At 67.6% G+C, this 15463-nt stretch carries 12 protein-coding genes and 3 tRNA genes; 8 read left to right on the forward strand and 7 right to left on the reverse strand.

The window, feature by feature from the left end:
• Nucleotides 1–576 precede the first annotated feature (576 nt).
• Together KCH87_RS44585 and KCH87_RS44590 are read right to left on the reverse strand one after the other, a co-directional pair.
• On the reverse strand, nt 577–1023 hold the full coding sequence (locus tag KCH87_RS44585; RefSeq protein WP_210593694.1) for a hypothetical protein: 447 nt from the start codon (nt 1021–1023) through the stop codon (nt 577–579).
• Between the two features lie 846 nt (nt 1024–1869).
• On the reverse strand, nt 1870–2658 hold the full coding sequence (locus KCH87_RS44590) for a SpdA protein (protein ID WP_210593695.1): 789 nt from the start codon (nt 2656–2658) through the stop codon (nt 1870–1872).
• Between the two features lie 152 nt (nt 2659–2810).
• Between KCH87_RS44590 and KCH87_RS44595 the strand changes: the two genes are divergently transcribed.
• The 6 genes from KCH87_RS44595 to KCH87_RS49770 all read left to right on the forward strand — a co-directional run bounded on the left by KCH87_RS44595 (nt 2811) and on the right by KCH87_RS49770 (nt 7872).
• A tRNA-Asp gene (locus tag KCH87_RS44595) sits at nt 2811–2885 on the forward strand.
• 24 nt (nt 2886–2909) lie between these two features.
• Nucleotides 2910–2986 (forward strand) — tRNA-Phe (locus KCH87_RS44600).
• Nucleotides 2987–3046: 60 nt separating this feature from the next.
• On the forward strand, nt 3047–3349 hold the full coding sequence (locus KCH87_RS44605; RefSeq protein WP_210593696.1) for a hypothetical protein: 303 nt from the start codon (nt 3047–3049) through the stop codon (nt 3347–3349).
• A gap of 70 nt (nt 3350–3419) precedes the next feature.
• Complete coding sequence (gene hrpA / locus KCH87_RS44610; protein WP_210593697.1) at nt 3420–7382, forward strand: ATP-dependent RNA helicase HrpA; 3963 nt, start codon at nt 3420–3422, stop codon at nt 7380–7382.
• 94 nt (nt 7383–7476) lie between these two features.
• Nucleotides 7477–7551: transfer RNA gene (locus KCH87_RS44615), tRNA-Asp, on the forward strand.
• Nucleotides 7552–7701: 150 nt separating this feature from the next.
• A complete protein-coding gene (locus KCH87_RS49770) occupies nt 7702–7872 on the forward strand; it encodes a DUF6274 family protein (RefSeq protein WP_247197758.1) in 171 nt (56 codons plus the stop codon).
• Between the two features lie 412 nt (nt 7873–8284).
• Here KCH87_RS49770 and bldC read toward each other — a convergent pair whose 3' ends face one another.
• Nucleotides 8285–8491: a developmental transcriptional regulator BldC gene (gene bldC / locus KCH87_RS44620; RefSeq protein ID WP_003949541.1), complete on the reverse strand. Its 207-nt coding sequence runs from the start codon at nt 8489–8491 to the stop codon at nt 8285–8287.
• A 528-nt stretch (nt 8492–9019) separates the two neighbouring features.
• Nucleotides 9020–9862, reverse strand: a complete 843-nt coding sequence (locus KCH87_RS44625; RefSeq protein WP_210593698.1) for a hypothetical protein — start codon at nt 9860–9862, stop codon at nt 9020–9022.
• A 221-nt stretch (nt 9863–10083) separates the two neighbouring features.
• Here KCH87_RS44625 and KCH87_RS44630 point away from each other — a divergent pair, with 221 nt between their 5' ends.
• Both KCH87_RS44630 and KCH87_RS44635 read left to right on the forward strand, forming a co-directional pair.
• Entirely contained in the window at nt 10084–11175 is a 1092-nt protein-coding gene (locus KCH87_RS44630) for a Glu/Leu/Phe/Val dehydrogenase (RefSeq protein ID WP_210593699.1), read from the forward strand.
• Between the two features lie 318 nt (nt 11176–11493).
• Nucleotides 11494–11751 carry a DUF3073 domain-containing protein gene (locus tag KCH87_RS44635; protein WP_210593700.1) on the forward strand — a complete coding sequence of 86 codons (258 nt, stop codon included), beginning with the start codon at nt 11494–11496 and terminating at the stop codon, nt 11749–11751.
• Between the two features lie 96 nt (nt 11752–11847).
• Here the strand turns inward: KCH87_RS44635 and purM are convergent, their stop codons facing one another.
• From purM to KCH87_RS44650, 3 genes are read right to left on the reverse strand one after another with little or no spacing between them, the layout of a single operon-like run.
• On the reverse strand, nt 11848–12915 hold the full coding sequence (gene purM, locus KCH87_RS44640; protein WP_210593701.1) for a phosphoribosylformylglycinamidine cyclo-ligase: 1068 nt from the start codon (nt 12913–12915) through the stop codon (nt 11848–11850).
• A 34-nt stretch (nt 12916–12949) separates the two neighbouring features.
• On the reverse strand, nt 12950–14476 hold the full coding sequence (gene purF / locus KCH87_RS44645; protein WP_210593702.1) for an amidophosphoribosyltransferase: 1527 nt from the start codon (nt 14474–14476) through the stop codon (nt 12950–12952).
• A gap of 57 nt (nt 14477–14533) precedes the next feature.
• Nucleotides 14534–15424: an META domain-containing protein gene (locus tag KCH87_RS44650; RefSeq protein WP_210593703.1), complete on the reverse strand. Its 891-nt coding sequence runs from the start codon at nt 15422–15424 to the stop codon at nt 14534–14536.
• Nucleotides 15425–15463 lie beyond the last annotated feature (39 nt).

Below are 15463 nucleotides of genomic sequence, written 5' to 3' on the forward strand. Positions count from 1 at the left end.
GGTGATGTCGGTGCCGCGCACGGCCTGGAAGCCCCTTGCCGGCTCAGGACCGGGCAGTACCGCGTGGGTCCGTCAACGTAACGAGGGAGCGGCGGAGCCGACTGAACCGTTCGCGGCGGTCTTCCGTGGTGGCCTCCTGCGCCGCGACCGGCGAGTGTGGTGGGGAGCAGGTCGCGGCTCTCCCCGTTCCGCCCTGCGCCGTCCCCTCGTCCCCTCGTCCCGGAAGAAGAACTCGACGAGGGGCCCCGCGCCGGCCACCAGGATGCAGCCGCCCAGAAGCATGCCCAGGCGGCTCATGCGCTCGGAGCCCTCGCCGCGCTTCACGGACACCGCCATCATGATTCCGGTGACGAGAACGCCTGGGCGCGCTCGCCCATTTCGCCGCGGGAGGCATCCGCCGCGCCGCGTTGGCAGCATTGGCCACGCGGTACGGTGAACCGCTCGGCAGCCTCTCCCGTTGTAGGGGCGAGGCTGCCGTTCCTCCCGGCGGTCTCCCTGCCTGGACCGGACCTGGCGGCACCATCCCCCGCCGCCGGGCCCAGTCCACTGGCGGCGGGGCCTACCGATTCGCCCGCTCTACGTGCACGCGGCGCGTTCGCCGTGGGTGACAGCGGCGACCAGATGCATGGCCCGCCTGGTGACGGTGCGCGAGCCGCGCAGGGTCTTGCCATCGACTGCGACGGCGCACGATTCGTCACTCTCGCGCTGCCCTGAAGTTGTCCAGTTGACGGTCGCCGATGGCACCGAGGACGAGTTCGAATCCGTTGTCCGGTCGCAGGCGCCGCTCCTCAAGGAACCGAGGGCTGCCTGGACGTGAAGCTGCTGCGAGCCGTTGACAAGGAGGACGTGTTCCAGCTCCTCATCCAGTGACAGTCGGTTGAGTACCACACCGAGGTATTCACGAAGATCGAGGCCTTCACCACGTTCTCGAACGCCGTCAGACTGTTCTTCACTGCACCCCCTGCAGCATTTCACGTGACCACCGTAATCGACGGTTTCTGAGCAAAGGTCAGACTGATTCACACGCGGGAGGAATCACGAGCGGACCGCAATCCACCTCTTCTGGTCTGCTGACCGGAGAATTCCACGACGGCCCTTTCGCGGGCCTGGACGGCTTTCGCAGCGGTGTGCCGATCGACAAGACCATGAACCGATCCCTCTGACAGCCCATGGGGACCGGAAGCAGGCAGATCGAGCAACTGGCTCGGGAGCTGATCCGGCGGGACCTGGGAGTTGATGTCCGCGAATGCCGAGAAAGCTCAGGTGTCTGGAAGGACATGACGGACGCGTTCCGCCGTCTCCCCGGACCCCGGACGACGTCGCCCGGGGTCCGGGCAGGTACCTCGTCCGCGGTCAGGCGGGCGGCCGACGCGGCCCCGTCGGCTATCGGCCGCCGTCCGGTCGGGCGATGAGGGCCGAAGGGCAGTGGCCCCCCGCCCCTGCGCAGCGGTCAAGGTACGTGGCAGGCCTTGATGAGCCGATCAGTGGGCCCTTGGAATTCACCGTGCCTTTTTCGAGCAGACGCTTGTGGATCTCATTAGTGGCAACAAGACGGAGTCGCCCCGGGTCACGTTCCGACTCCGAGGTGCGTTCCGTCTCCGAGGTCCATTCCGTCTGAGCTGCCCAGTGGCCGTCGGATGTGGACAGATGTCCACTCGCGTGACTGCATGCCTTCCATGTGACTTCCGAGGAGAATCGAATGTCTGGATCTGAGGTTGGCCGCCACGGACTGATGGCCGGGTAGTCGGGCAGGCATGCCCGACAGCTCGAGCCGGACAACCCCCGATACAATTGGCCATCAATCATGCCCACACAGCCTGCCCCGCAGGGGAAAAGCGCCACAGGTGAATCCGCAGACCGCACGGCAAGCTACGGAGTCGGCACCCGGACCCGGTCAGCCCTGTCCCCACCAGACCGATCACTGCCGCTTGACCGCACCGCGGCCACGAGCATCCGGGACCTCGCTGCTCCGATATGCAGCCGTTTACGCAAGGTCTCAGCGGAGATCGGTCGCTGAAACGTCTCCCAGTGCCGAGCATCCTCCTGACGAGCACGCTCCAGGAGATCATCTCCGGGAGCCATCCGGCTTTCACCCAGATCAGGGTCAATACGAGACGGCAAGATCGATTTGTCGCAACCCGAGTCCGGTGCGACCTCCTCCTGCGCCGCGTTGTGCACAAGCCTCTGCTCCTTGGTCGGCCTCGCATCGTGAGCGCCCGCAATGGCCTGCAACAAGCCTGGACCGACCTCCGCCCATCCGATCAGCAGCAACGGTCCCACCGCATCGAACGCGGCCTTGCCCATCTGGCCAGCGAGCAGCGGATCCGTCACGTTCAGCGCCAGCGTCATCAGGCTGGGGAAGACCAGCAGCCGACGGGCGGGCCGAAGCTGCTCGGGCCGGGCACCGTGCAACGCCAGATACCGCGTCGCCAGCAGCAGCCCCATCACCGACAGGTCCACCGCCGGCGCCACGAGGGGCGCCACCCAGAGCGGGACGCCCAGGCGCAGCGCCAGGGTCCACACGTTCCCGAAGCCGAACAGGAATGTGAGTCCGACCACGGCTCCCATGATCAGCGTGACCGCTCGAAGCGTGATCTTCCGCTCGTAGGAAGCACTCGTCCGCCCCATGACGGCTGCCGGATCCGTGTCCCGTTTCACCGGGTCCCGTCCCAGGCCACAGGCCGGAAACGTCCCTCCACCACGAGGCGCCCGATACGGATTGGACACTGCCGGTCAGACCTGCAACCATTTGCGTGTGCCCCGATTGGGGGCACGCAACACCGTGTGCGACACTGTCGTACGCATCGCATGGTCCTGTGGAGCAGTTTGGAGTGCTCGCCACCCTGTCAAGGTGGAGGCCGCGGGTTCAAATCCCGTCAGGACCGCTGAGGTTTCACTTGAACCCTCATGGCTGGGTAGCTCAGTTGGTACGAGCGATCGCCTGAAAAGCGATAGGTCGCCGGTTCGACCCCGGCCCCAGCCACCACCCGAAGACCCCGTCCGGCCGGACGGGGTCTTCGACGTTGTGCCGAAGGGGGCGGGTGCAATGAAGCGGGACGAGAAAGCCGATGCGCTGGAGAAGGTCCGGGCCTTGTACGGGCTGCTCTCGGTGGTCATCAGTAGTGCCGCCATCTCCGGGGTCGCGATCTTCGGGGTGTGGCAGCTCGACGGGGACAAGTCCGTGATCGTCGGCGTCCTCACGGCCGCGTTCACCGCGGTGAGCAGCATGACGACGGCCTACCTGGGGATCAAGGCCGTGTCGAATACGGCGAAGTCCTTCGCGCCTCAGTCGCCGGCACCGACGCCGCAGGAGACGCAGGCGGCACCGCCGGCACCACCGACGCCCTGAGTCGAGGTCGCACCGCCGGAGGCAAAAGCGTTCGCCAGTGATTTCCCCGGGATGAGATCCTGGGTCGCGTATGTCTACGCACCCCGCCCCCGGCACCCCAGCCCTCGGCGCCCTCGCCCCCCGTCTGACCGAGCTGTCGCTGCGCGACGCCCACCGACTCGGCCGGCGGCTCGAAGGTGCCCGCAAGATCCGCAAGCCGGAGGCCCGTGCCGCCGTTCTGGCCGAGATCGAGGCCGAGGTCGGCAAGGCGGAGGGGCGGATGGCCGAGCGGCGGTCACACGTACCCGCCGTCAGCTACCCCGAGCAGCTTCCGGTCAGCCAGAAGCGCGACGAGATCGCCGACGCCATCCGCGACCACCAGGTCGTGATCGTCGCCGGTGAGACCGGGTCCGGGAAGACCACGCAGATCCCGAAGATCTGCATGGAGCTCGGCAGGGGCGTGCGCGGCATGATCGGGCACACGCAGCCCCGGCGGATCGCCGCGCGCACCGTCGCCGAGCGGGTGGCCGAAGAGCTGAACACCCCGCTCGGTGAGGCCGTCGGCTGGAAGGTGCGGTTCACCGACCAGGTGAACCCGGACGCCACCTTCGTCAAGCTGATGACCGACGGCATCCTGCTCGCCGAGATCCAGACCGACCGCGAGCTGCGCGCCTACGACACGATCATCATCGACGAGGCCCACGAGCGGTCCCTCAACATCGACTTCCTGCTCGGCTATCTGGCCCAGCTGCTGCCCAAGCGGCCGGACCTGAAGGTCGTCATCACCTCCGCGACCATCGATCCCGAGCGCTTCTCACGGCACTTCGGCGACGCCCCGATCATCGAGGTCAGCGGACGGACGTATCCGGTGGAGGTGCGTTACCGCCCCCTCCTCGAAGACGACTCCGACGACTCCGACCGCGACCAGATCACCGCGATCATGGACGCCGTCGACGAGCTTCAGGGCGAGGGGAAGGGCGACGTCCTCGTCTTCCTCTCGGGAGAGCGGGAGATCCGCGACACCGCCGACGCGCTGACGAAGAAGAACCTGCGCTTCACCGAGGTCCTCCCCCTCTACGCCCGGCTCTCGCACGCCGAGCAGCATCGCGTCTTCCAGCCCCACACCGGCCGCAGGATCGTTCTGGCGACCAACGTCGCGGAGACCTCCCTCACCGTCCCCGGCATCAAGTACGTCATCGACCCCGGCTTCGCCCGGATCAGCCGCTACAGCCACCGCACGAAGGTGCAGCGGCTCCCCATCGAGGCGATCTCCCAGGCCAGCGCCAACCAGCGCAAGGGCCGCTGCGGCCGTACGTCCGACGGCATCTGTATCCGCCTCTACAGCGAGGACGACTTCGAGGCCCGTCCGGAGTTCACCGACGCCGAGATCCTCCGTACGAACCTCGCGTCCGTCATCCTCCAGATGACCGCCGCGGGCCTCGGCGACATCGAGAAGTTCCCCTTCATCGACCCGCCGGACCACCGCAACATCCGCGACGGCGTCCAACTGCTCCAGGAGCTCGGCGCCATCGACCCGGCGGAAAAGGACGTACGCAAGCGGCTCACCGACAGCGGCCGCAAGCTGGCGCAGCTGCCCGTCGACCCCCGGCTGGCCCGGATGGTCCTGGAGGCCGACAAGAACGGCTGTGTACGCGAGGTCATGGTGATAGCCGCCGCGCTCTCCATCCAGGACCCGCGCGAGCGTCCGGCCGACAAACAGGCGCAGGCCGACCAGCAGCACGCCCGCTTCAAGGACGAGACGAGCGACTTCCTCGCCTATCTCAACCTCTGGCGCTACATCCGCGAGCAGCAGAAGGAGCGCGGCTCGTCCTCGTTCCGCCGGATGTGCAAGCAGGAGTATCTGAACTTCCTGCGCATTCGCGAATGGCAGGACATCTATACGCAGTTGAGAACGGTCGCGAAGCAGATGGGCATCCATCTGAACGATGAGGACGCGCCGGAGCACAGCGTCCACGTCTCACTGCTCGCCGGCCTGCTGTCCCACATCGGCATGAAGGACGTGAAGGACGGCGCGAAGAACGAGTATCTCGGCGCCCGGAGCGCCAAGTTCGCGATCTTCCCGGGCTCGGCCCTCTTCAAGAAGCCCCCGCGCTTCGTGATGTCCGCCGAGCTGGTGGAGACCTCCCGCCTCTGGGCCCGTGTCAACGCCCGCATCGAGCCCGAGTGGGTCGAACCCCTCGCCGAGCACCTGCTCAAGCGGACGTACAGCGAACCGCACTGGGAGAAGGACCAGGCCGCGGTGATGGCGTACGAGAAGGTCACGCTGTACGGCGTCCCGATCATCGCCGACCGCAAGGTCAACTACGGCCGGATCGACCCGGAGGCGTCCCGCGAGCTGTTCATCCGTAACGCGCTCGTCGAGGGCGACTGGCGCACGCACCACAAGTTCTTCGCCGACAACCGCAGACTCCTCACCGAGGTCGAGGAGTTGGAGCATCGCGCCCGGCGCCGGAACATCCTGGTCGACGACGAGACGCTCTTCGACTTCTACGACCAGCGGGTGCCCGAACACGTCGTGTCCGGCGCCCACTTCGACTCCTGGTGGAAGCACAAGCGGCACGAGCAGCCCGACCATCTCGACTTCGAGCGCGAGATGCTCATCCGGGAGTCGGCGGAGGCGGTCACGAAGGCCGACTATCCGGACTCCTGGCGGCAGGGGCAGCTGAAGTTCCGGGTGACGTACCAGTTCGAGCCGGGCGCGGACGCCGATGGCGTGACCGTCCACATCCCGCTCCAGGTCCTCAACCAGGTCACGGACGAGGGCTTCGACTGGCAGATCCCGGGGCTGCGGGAAGAGGTCGTCACCGAGCTGATCCGTTCCCTCCCGAAGCCGATCCGCCGCAACTACGTGCCGGCCCCGAACTTCGCGCAGCGGTTCCTGGACGCGGCCGTCCCCCTCCAGGAACCCCTCACCACCACCATGGCGCGCGAGCTGAAGCGCATGGTCGGAGTGCCGTTCGAGGCGGACGACTTCGACTGGGCGAGGGTCCCCGACCACCTCCGCATCACGTTCCGGATCGTCGACGAGCGACGCCGCAAGCTGGCCGAGGACAAGGACCTCGAAGCGCTGAAGCTCCGGCTGAAGCCGAAGGCGAGACAGGCCCTCTCGCAGGCGGCGGCCGCGACCGCCGAGCGCCAGGGCGGCGAGTCGCTGGAGCGCAAGGGCCTGACCGACTGGACGATCGGCTCCCTCACCCGCGTCTTCGAGACCCGTCGGGCCGGCCAGCCGGTGAAGGCGTACCCGGCGCTGGTCGACGACGGACCGACGGCCAACACAGTCTCCGTATGGCTCTTCGACACCGAGGCGGAGCAGCAGCAGGCCATGTGGAAGGGCACGCGGCGGCTGATCCTGCGGAACATCCCGGTGAACCCGGCCAAGTTCGCGTCGGACAAGCTGACGAACCCCCAGAAGCTCGCCCTCTCCGCGAACCCGCACGGCTCCGTCCAGGGCCTGTTCGACGACTGCGCGATGGCGGCGGCGGACAAGCTCATCGGGGACTTCGGGGGACCGGCGTGGGACGAGGAGTCGTACCGCAAGCTGTACGACAAGGTGCGCGCGGAGATCGTCGACACAACGGTCCGCACAGTGGGCCAGGTACAGCAGGTCCTCGCCGCCTGGCAGGCCTGTGAGCGCCGCCTGAAGGGCGTACGGAGCCCCGTCCTGCTGTCGAACGTGGCAGACGTACGGGCGCAGCTGGACGGCCTCGTGAAGCCGGGCTTCGTGACGGAGGCGGGGATACGGCGGCTGCCGGACCTGATGCGCTACCTGGTGGCCGCGGACCGCCGGCTCCAGCAGATGCCGGCGAACGTGCAGCGGGACACCACGCGCATGGAGAAGGTCCACGAGATGCAGGACGAGTACGCGTGGCTGCTGGAGCAGATGCCACAGGGCCGCCCGGTCCCCTCCACTGTCCTGGACATCCGCTGGATGATCGAGGAGCTCCGGGTCAGCTACTTCGCCCACGCGATCGGCACGGCGTACCCCGTCTCCGACAAGCGCATCGTGAAGGCGATCGACGCGGCGGTGCCGTAACGGGCCCCGCACGCTAAGTGAGTTCGACCAGGCGGCCCCCCTCCTGTACAGTCTCTTTTCGCAGCGCAACGCACCAACAAGTGCCGCGAAACCTGGTCCTGTGGAGCAGTTTGGAGTGCTCGCCACCCTGTCAAGGTGGAGGCCGCGGGTTCAAATCCCGTCAGGACCGCATCGAAGAGAAGCCCGGGTCGGAAGACCCGGGCTTCCTTGTGTTTCCGCGTTGTCTCCCGCCGCCCCCTGGCGCCGTCTTGACGTCGCCTCCATCCCTCGGTACTCAGAAACCAGGGACGCTTCCCGGGCGGCTCTGCGGAGGTGGGGTATGTCGGCATCGGCCAGGCACGAGACGCGGGCGCTGCTTCGTGCGCATCTGTCGGCCGCCACGTCCTATCGCCATCTGACGCGCCACTGCTCGATCTGCCATCGGCTGCTGCGACTGGCCACGGACACCGCCCCGCGGACGACCCAGGCGCCGCGGGAGACCTCCCAATAGCGCACGGGGGACAGGGGTAACAAGGACTCTGGCATGTGACGGGTGTCACCGGATGAGTTTTCCAAACCCCGGTTCTTACCCTGGTCCTACAACTGGTCAATTTAATATGTGCAATTGCACCAGCCTGAGGGGTCCCTCAGAGCTCACACACAGAAGATCCGACACCCCTCCCCAGACTCCGACAAGGCCACTCACAGGCCCACCCGGATCCCCCGCGACAGGGCACAAAAAAGATCGCGCTGGACCCGGCGGAGTCCAGCGCGATCGACGACGCACCCTGTGATGTGCTTCAAAAGCTCTGTGGAACGTGGGCGTGGGCTCCGTTGGGGCAGAACCCGCGTCGTTTGGAGCTAGGTTCCGAGCGTGTCGGCCTGTTGGGGGACCTGCCGATTTGCCCGGTTTATTCAGTTGTTCAGGCTTCGCTACGCTGCTGCGGGATGCCCGCGAGCAGAGCACGGACCTCCGCCTCGCGGTAGCGGCGATGCCCGCCGAGCGTGCGGATCGATGTAAGCTTCCCGGCCTTCGCCCACCGCGTGACCGTCTTCGGGTCCACACGGAACATGGTGGCGACCTCAGCCGGGGTCAGCAGCGGCTCGGCATCAGGGGTGCGAGCGGTCATGAGCGGCCTCCTCGGGAGAACCGAACCATCTCGGTTCTTTCCTCTAAATTCTGCACCTTGACCCGCGTTGCCCGAAATGGCGGACGCGAGTCGAGTCGGTTATAGGACGAACGGCTTGTCCTCGGCACTACAACTACACCATCTGTCCAGCCGCGTCGGCCAAACCGATGGAATTGCCCCCCAGGTGTTCATCGGCGACGGAAGCCGATGGACCATGCCATAGCGGACAGTCACGCCACTGTGACGATCAGTCACAGGACGATCAGGAGTCACAAGACCCCCCAAAGCATTGCAATGCTGAGATTCCGCCCACAGTGGAACACAGTGGGACGGACGGAGTCCTCCCCGGACTCCTTGTCCTATTTTGACATGAGGAGGGGCAAGGGAGGCAAGGGCCGCGTACGTGCGGTCCGTCACGCTTGAGACATAAGCCCGGATCAGGACCTACGTCCCATGTTGACGAAACCTCAGGAACCTCGGGACCCTCAAATCAAGGACGAAACCCCAAAACGGGCGTCAGGTCAAACGTCAGTTCGCCGATCGCCGGTCCCGCACCGACCGCCACCGCTCCACGAGCCGGCCGTACGCCTCACCCGCCGCCTCCCCGTCCCCTTGCCGCAGCGCCGCGATCCCCTCGGCCACGTCGGCGGCCGAGTGATCGTCCTCCAGCTCGCCGGCCGGCAGGGCGTGCACCAGACCGCCGTAGTCCAGCTCGACCAGCGAGCGCGGATGGAACTCCTCCAGCCAGCGCCCCACGTCCATCAGGCCGTCGATCAGCGGCCCCTCGTCGATGGCGTCCCTGAGCGTCCGCAGCGCCCGCGCCACCCGCCGCCGGGCCTGCACCATGGGCGTCCGGTAGCGCAGCATCGGCGGAATGTCGCCGGACCCCTTGTCGAAGCGCCGCTCCTCGTCCGCGACCAGCACGAACCAGTGCAGCGGCACCTGCCAGGTCGAGGTGCGGATCCAGGGGCGGGCGTCGGGGTTGCGGGTCAGCCAGCGCTCGTAGTCCTGGGTCGCCTGGCGCCGTACGACCGGGGGCAGGACCGCGTCCAGAACGGGCGGCGGGAGCTCCTCGGCGAGGTCGCCGAGTGCCTGCCAGCCGCGCAGCCGGGTGCGCCAGGGACAGACGCAGACCACCCCGTCGACCTCCAGCACGAAGGCGTCACTGCTCTCGTGTACTGGCACCGGGACAGGCGGGGTCGGCAGCAAGTCGGCCAGCGCGCGGCGGAGTTCGTCCTGGTACGTCGGACGGTCGGGGCGCCGGGCATAGCGCGCCCAGTGGTCGCGCTCCGCTTCCGGGAAGGCGGCCAGCGGTTCGTACACGCGCAGATAGGTCGCGTACGGGACGATCACCGAGGACACCTTGGGCACGCCTGCTCCCTCCCCCGCCGTCTGCCAGGAAAACCTGCGAAACCCGCTGACAAACGTGCGGGAAAACTATGCAAATCGTCGCACGGGCGTACTCCGGGAGTAGGTGATCCTGAGCACGTCGCGGTCGGCGGGGCGTACAGGCTCTAATCTCGTGCTACCAGCCCCCGCCACCCTTACGGGAGCCCGTCCCAACCGCCGCCACGCATCCAGGAGTCACCACCGTGACCGAAGTATCAGCCGGCGTCCTGCACACCCTGTTCCACTCGGACCAGGGCGGTCATGAGCAAGTCGTGCTCTGTCAGGACCGCGCCAGCGGCCTCAAGGCCGTCATCGCCATCCACTCCACCGCCCTGGGCCCCGCGCTCGGCGGTACGCGCTTCTACCCGTACGCGAGCGAGGAGGAGGCCGTCGCCGACGCGCTCAACCTCGCGCGGGGAATGTCGTACAAGAACGCCATGGCCGGGCTGGACCACGGCGGTGGCAAGGCCGTGATCATCGGTGACCCCCAGCGCGACAAGACTGAGGAGTTGTTGCTCGCCTACGGGCGGATGGTGGCCTCGCTCGGCGGCCGGTACGTCACCGCGTGCGACGTCGGTACGTACGTCGCCGACATGGACGTCGTCCACCGTGAATGCCGCTGGACCACCGGCCGTTCGCCCGAGAACGGCGGCGCCGGCGACTCCTCCGTCCTCACCGCGTTCGGCGTCTACCAGGGCATGCGGGCCAGCGCCCAGCACCTGTGGGGCGACCCCTCGCTGCGCGGCCGCACCGTCGGTATCGCCGGCGTCGGAAAGGTCGGCCACCACCTGGTCGAGCATCTGAGGGCGGAGGGCGCCGAGATCGTGATCACGGACGTACGCGCCGAGGCCGTACGCCGGATCTCCGAGGCCCACCCCAAGGTCACCGTCGCCCCCGACACGGACGCGCTGATCCGGATCGAGGGCCTCGACATCTACGCCCCGTGCGCACTCGGCGGGGCGCTGGACGACGACACCGTCCCGGTCCTCACCGCCCGGATCGTGTGCGGCGCCGCCAACAACCAGCTGGCCCACCCGGGCGTCGAGAAGGACCTGGCCGACCGCCACATCCTGTACGCGCCCGACTACGTGGTGAACGCCGGCGGTGTCATCCAGGTCGCCGACGAACTGCACGGCTTCGACTTCGAGCGGTGCAAGGCGAAGGCGGCCAAGATCTACGACACGACGCTCACGATATTCGCACGTGCGAAGGAGGATGGCATCCCGCCGGCCGCCGCGGCCGACCGGATCGCCGAGCAGCGGATGCACGAGGCGACGGCGAAACGCGGACGCTGACCCTCCGCGGGGCCGGACCGCGAGGTCCGGCCGAAGAGGTTTGGCCGGTACCCGCCGATGGGCACTTAGAGAGAACTCTCACTTCTGTCGGCGGGTCGACCGCCAATAAGTGGTTAAAATCGCGATTGACCAGCGAAGACCGGGCTCCTCGAAGGCCCTGTGCACACGCGGCTCCTGCGGGCGACGTACCGTATGGGCACGGGCTCAGGTACCGTGGAAGCCCTACGGACCGGTCTCTCCATGGAGAGTCCGTTCTAGAACATGAACGCGTGTCGAGACTCTGGGGCCGTCGAGCCCCGTCACCGAGGGGGTCGAGCCATGGGGCGCGGCCGGGCCAAGGCCAAGCAGACGAAGGTCGCCCGCCAGCTGAAGTACAACAGCGGCGGGACTGACCTGTCGCGTCTGGCCAACGAGCTGGGCGCTTCGACTTCGAACCAGCCGCCGAACGGCGAGCCGTTCGAGGATGACGAAGACGACGAAGACGACCCGTACGCGCAGTACGCGGATCTATATAACGACGACGAGGACGAAGAGGACGACGAGTCCGGTCCCACGTCGCAGCGTCGCGGCGCTTGACGTAGCGCGCTTCGCAGTTCCCGTCACAACTGCACTTCACCCGGTCCGGAGCTTCGGCGCTGGACCGGGTTTCGTGCTGCCGCTCAGGAGACGGTCCTAATGTGAATACGTGCCCACCAGTGCGGCACCTGAGGTGTGCTCACCCCGGTCCGTGATCTCGCCTGCGACCCAGGCGCCCACACCGCGGTCGGCCAGCGTCGCCAGTGCCACGTCCGCGGACTCCTCCGGGACGATCGCGATCATGCCGACGCCCATGTTCAGGGTCTTCTCCAGCTCCAGCCGCTCGACGTCGCCGGTCTTCCCGACGAGGTCGAACACCGGGGCCGGGGTCCAGGTGGAGCGGTCGACGATCGCGTGCAGGTGGTCGGGGACGACCCGCGCCAGGTTGGCCGCGAGTCCGCCGCCGGTGACATGGCTGAACGCGTGTACGTCCGTCGTGCGGGTCAGGGCCAGGCAGTCCAGCGAGTAGATCTTGGTGGGCTCCAGGAGCTCCTCGCCGAGGGTGCGGCCGAACTCGGCCACCTGGTTGTCCAGCGCCATGCCCGCACGGTCCAGCAGGACGTGTCGGACGAGCGAGTACCCGTTCGAGTGAAGACCGGAGGCCGCCATGGCGATCACCGTGTCACCCGTACGGATACGATCCGGGCCGAGCAGCCGGTCGGCCTCCACCACGCCCGTGCCGGCGCCGGCCACGTCGAAGTCGTCCGGGCCGAGCAGGCCGGGGTGCTCGGCGGTCTCGCCGCCGACCAGGGCGGTGCCGGCGAGGACGCAGCCCTCGGCGATGCCCTTCACGATGGCGGCCACGCGCTCGGGGTGGACCTTGCCGACGCAGATGTAGTCGGTCATGAACAGCGGTTCGGCGCCGCACACCACGATGTCGTCCATCACCATGGCGACCAGGTCGTGGCCGATGGTGTCGTAGACGCCCATCTGGCGCGCGATGTCGACCTTGGTGCCGACGCCGTCGGTGGCGGAGGCGAGCAGCGGGCGCTCGAAGCGCTTGAGGGCGGAGGCGTCGAAGAGGCCGGCGAACCCGCCGAGGCCGCCGAGGACCTCGGGGCGCTGCGTCTTCTTCACCCACTCCTTCATCAGCTCCACCGCGCGGTCGCCCGCTTCGATGTCGACGCCGGCAGCCGCGTAGGAAGCAGCATGAGTCTCAGACATTGCCTGGGATCTTTCGGGTTGAGTGATGCTGGGCTTACGGGCGACGGATCGCGTCGGCCGCGGCCGTGGCTGCCGGACCGGCGGCCAGCTCGGTCTCCAGGAGCTGCTTGCCGAGCAGCTCGGGGTCCGGGAGCTCCATCGGGTACTCGCCGTCGAAGCAGGCGCGGCAGAGGTTCGGCTTGGCGATGGTGGTCGCCTCGATCATGCCGTCGATGGAGATGTAGGAGAGGGAGTCGGCGCCGAGCGAGGTGCCGATCTCGTCGATGGTCATGCCGTTGGCGATGAGCTCGGCGCGGGTGGCGAAGTCGATGCCGAAGAAGCAGGGCCACTTCACGGGCGGCGAGGAGATCCGGATGTGGACCTCGGCGGCCCCGGCCTCACGGAGCATCCGCACCAGGGCCCGCTGGGTGTTGCCGCGCACGATCGAGTCGTCGACGACGACCAGGCGCTTGCCCTTGATGACTTCCTTGAGCGGATTCAGCTTCAGCCGGATGCCCAGCTGGCGAATGGTCTGTGAGGGCTGGATGAAGGTCCGGCCGACGTACGCGTTCTTCACCAGACCCGCACCGAAGGGGATGCCGGACGCCTCCGCGTAGCCGATGGCCGCCGGCGTGCCGGATTCCGGGGTCGCTATGACGAGGTCGGCCTCGACGGGTGCTTCCTTCGCGAGGCGGCGGCCCATCTCGACCCTGCTGAGGTACACGTTCCGGCCGGCGATGTCGGTGTCCGGGCGGGCCAGATACACGTACTCGAAGACACAGCCCTTGGGCTTCGCTTCCGCGAATCGGGACGTTCGCAGACCGTTCTCGTCGATGGCGACGAACTCGCCGGGCTCGATCTCGCGGACGAAGCTGGCGCCGCAGATGTCGAGGGCGGCGGACTCCGACGCGACGACCCAGCCGCGCTCCAGACGGCCGAGGACCAGCGGGCGGATGCCCTGCGGGTCACGGGCGGCGTAGAGGGTGTGCTCGTTCATGAAGACGAGGGAGAAGGCGCCGAGCACCTGCGGGAGGACCGAGTGGGCGGCCTCCTCGATGGTCAGCGGCTTGCCGTCCTCGTCGACCTGGGCGGCGAGGAGTGCCGTGAGCAGGTCGGTATCGTTGGTCGCGGCGACACGCGGGGTGCGGCCCTCCTGCTTGGGCAGGTCGGCGACCATCTCGGCGAGCTGAGCGGTGTTCACCAGGTTGCCGTTGTGGCCGAGCGCGATGGAGCCGTGCGCGGTCGCACGGAACGTCGGCTGGGCGTTCTCCCACACGGAGGCACCGGTGGTCGAGTAGCGGGCGTGACCTACTGCGATATGCCCCTGGAGAGAGCCGAGCGAAGTCTCGTCGAAGACCTGGGACACGAGCCCCATGTCCTTGAAGACGAGGATCTGGGAGCCGTTACTGACCGCGATTCCCGCGGATTCCTGACCCCGATGCTGGAGGGCGTAGAGCCCGAAGTAAGTGAGCTTGGCGACCTCTTCGCCCGGAGCCCAGACACCGAAGACGCCGCAAGCGTCCTGGGGGCCTTTCTCACCGGGGAGCAGATCATGACTGAGTCGACCGTCACCACGTGGCACGCCACCGAGTGTAGGCGAGATCGACCACTGGTCCGAATTCGCGGGGAGTGGGCTTGATTACTCCGCTCGTGCCACGAAGCCCTCGCCGGAGGCCGAGGTGAGCGTCAGGGATGTGTGTTTCTGCTGGTAGGAGACCTTGCCGGAGAGGATTTCGGTGAGCTCCCGCTCGGTCTTCATGACCGGCCCCGAGCACACCATGCGTGTGGTCGCGAGAGGGCCTACCTCGATGGTGCCGTCCTTGACGGTGGCCTTGGCGTTGAAGGTGTTGCAGCCGAGGCTGCCGGTGACGGTGTTGTCCTTGGTGAGGGTGAGATGCGCCTTGGCTTCGGCGGGCAGGGACTCGGCGTCCGAGTCGTCGCTCGTCCCGGACAGCAGGGTGTCGATCGTCCACCGGGTGCCCTTGAGGGCCGGGGTGGTCTCGGCGGTGCCCTCGCGGAGGGTGATGCGGTCACCGTTTCCGCTGGTCAGGGTGAGTGTCTTGGTGCCGTCGCGCTCCGTTACGGCGGCCTTGAGGTTGCCCTGGAAGACGCCCACGAACTTCTCCTCGAACTCCCCGACGGCCCCCTGGCAGCCCATCTCCGTCATCGCGAGGTCGGAGACCTTCACGGTGTCGCCCTCGATCTCGACGTCGGCACCGAAGCTGTTGCAGCCGACCGTGCCGCCGGACTCCCCGCCGCCGGTATCCGGCTCGGCGGCACCCGGCTTGAAGGTGATGTGAGCCTCTTCGAGCCGGTGGGCGTCACCCTTGGGCAGGGCGTAGTCCTTGCCGTCGACGGTCACCTGCTGCGGCACCCATGAGGTGTCCGCGATGGTCGAGACGTCCTTGACTTGGCCTTCGTCGCCGACTGCGCCACTGCCGCTGCCGGACTCCGTGCCACAGGCGGCCAGGACGGCGGAGCCGGCCAGGGCCGCGGCGGCGTACGTCATGCTCTTCGTCGTCCGCTTCATGGCTCTTTGACGTACGGGACGTCCGACGGGTTCGGTCCC

The organism is Streptomyces sp. GESEQ-35 (assembly GCF_017948485.1).
Classification (GTDB): domain Bacteria; phylum Actinomycetota; class Actinomycetes; order Streptomycetales; family Streptomycetaceae; genus Streptomyces.

Excerpts from the sequence above, each read along its gene's own strand:
- hrpA (WP_210593697.1), top strand. The coding sequence starts at position 3,420 with ATGTCTACGCACCCCGCCCCCGGCACCCCAGCCCTCGGCGCCCTCGCC.
- KCH87_RS49770 (WP_247197758.1), top strand. The coding sequence starts at position 7,702 with ATGTCGGCATCGGCCAGGCACGAGACGCGGGCGCTGCTTCGTGCGCAT.
- bldC (WP_003949541.1), bottom strand. The coding sequence starts at position 8,491 with ATGACCGCTCGCACCCCTGATGCCGAGCCGCTGCTGACCCCGGCTGAG.
- KCH87_RS44605 (WP_210593696.1), top strand. The coding sequence starts at position 3,047 with ATGAAGCGGGACGAGAAAGCCGATGCGCTGGAGAAGGTCCGGGCCTTG.
- purM (WP_210593701.1), bottom strand. The coding sequence starts at position 12,915 with ATGTCTGAGACTCATGCTGCTTCCTACGCGGCTGCCGGCGTCGACATC.
- KCH87_RS44635 (WP_210593700.1), top strand. The coding sequence starts at position 11,494 with ATGGGGCGCGGCCGGGCCAAGGCCAAGCAGACGAAGGTCGCCCGCCAG.
- KCH87_RS44650 (WP_210593703.1), bottom strand. The coding sequence starts at position 15,424 with ATGAAGCGGACGACGAAGAGCATGACGTACGCCGCCGCGGCCCTGGCC.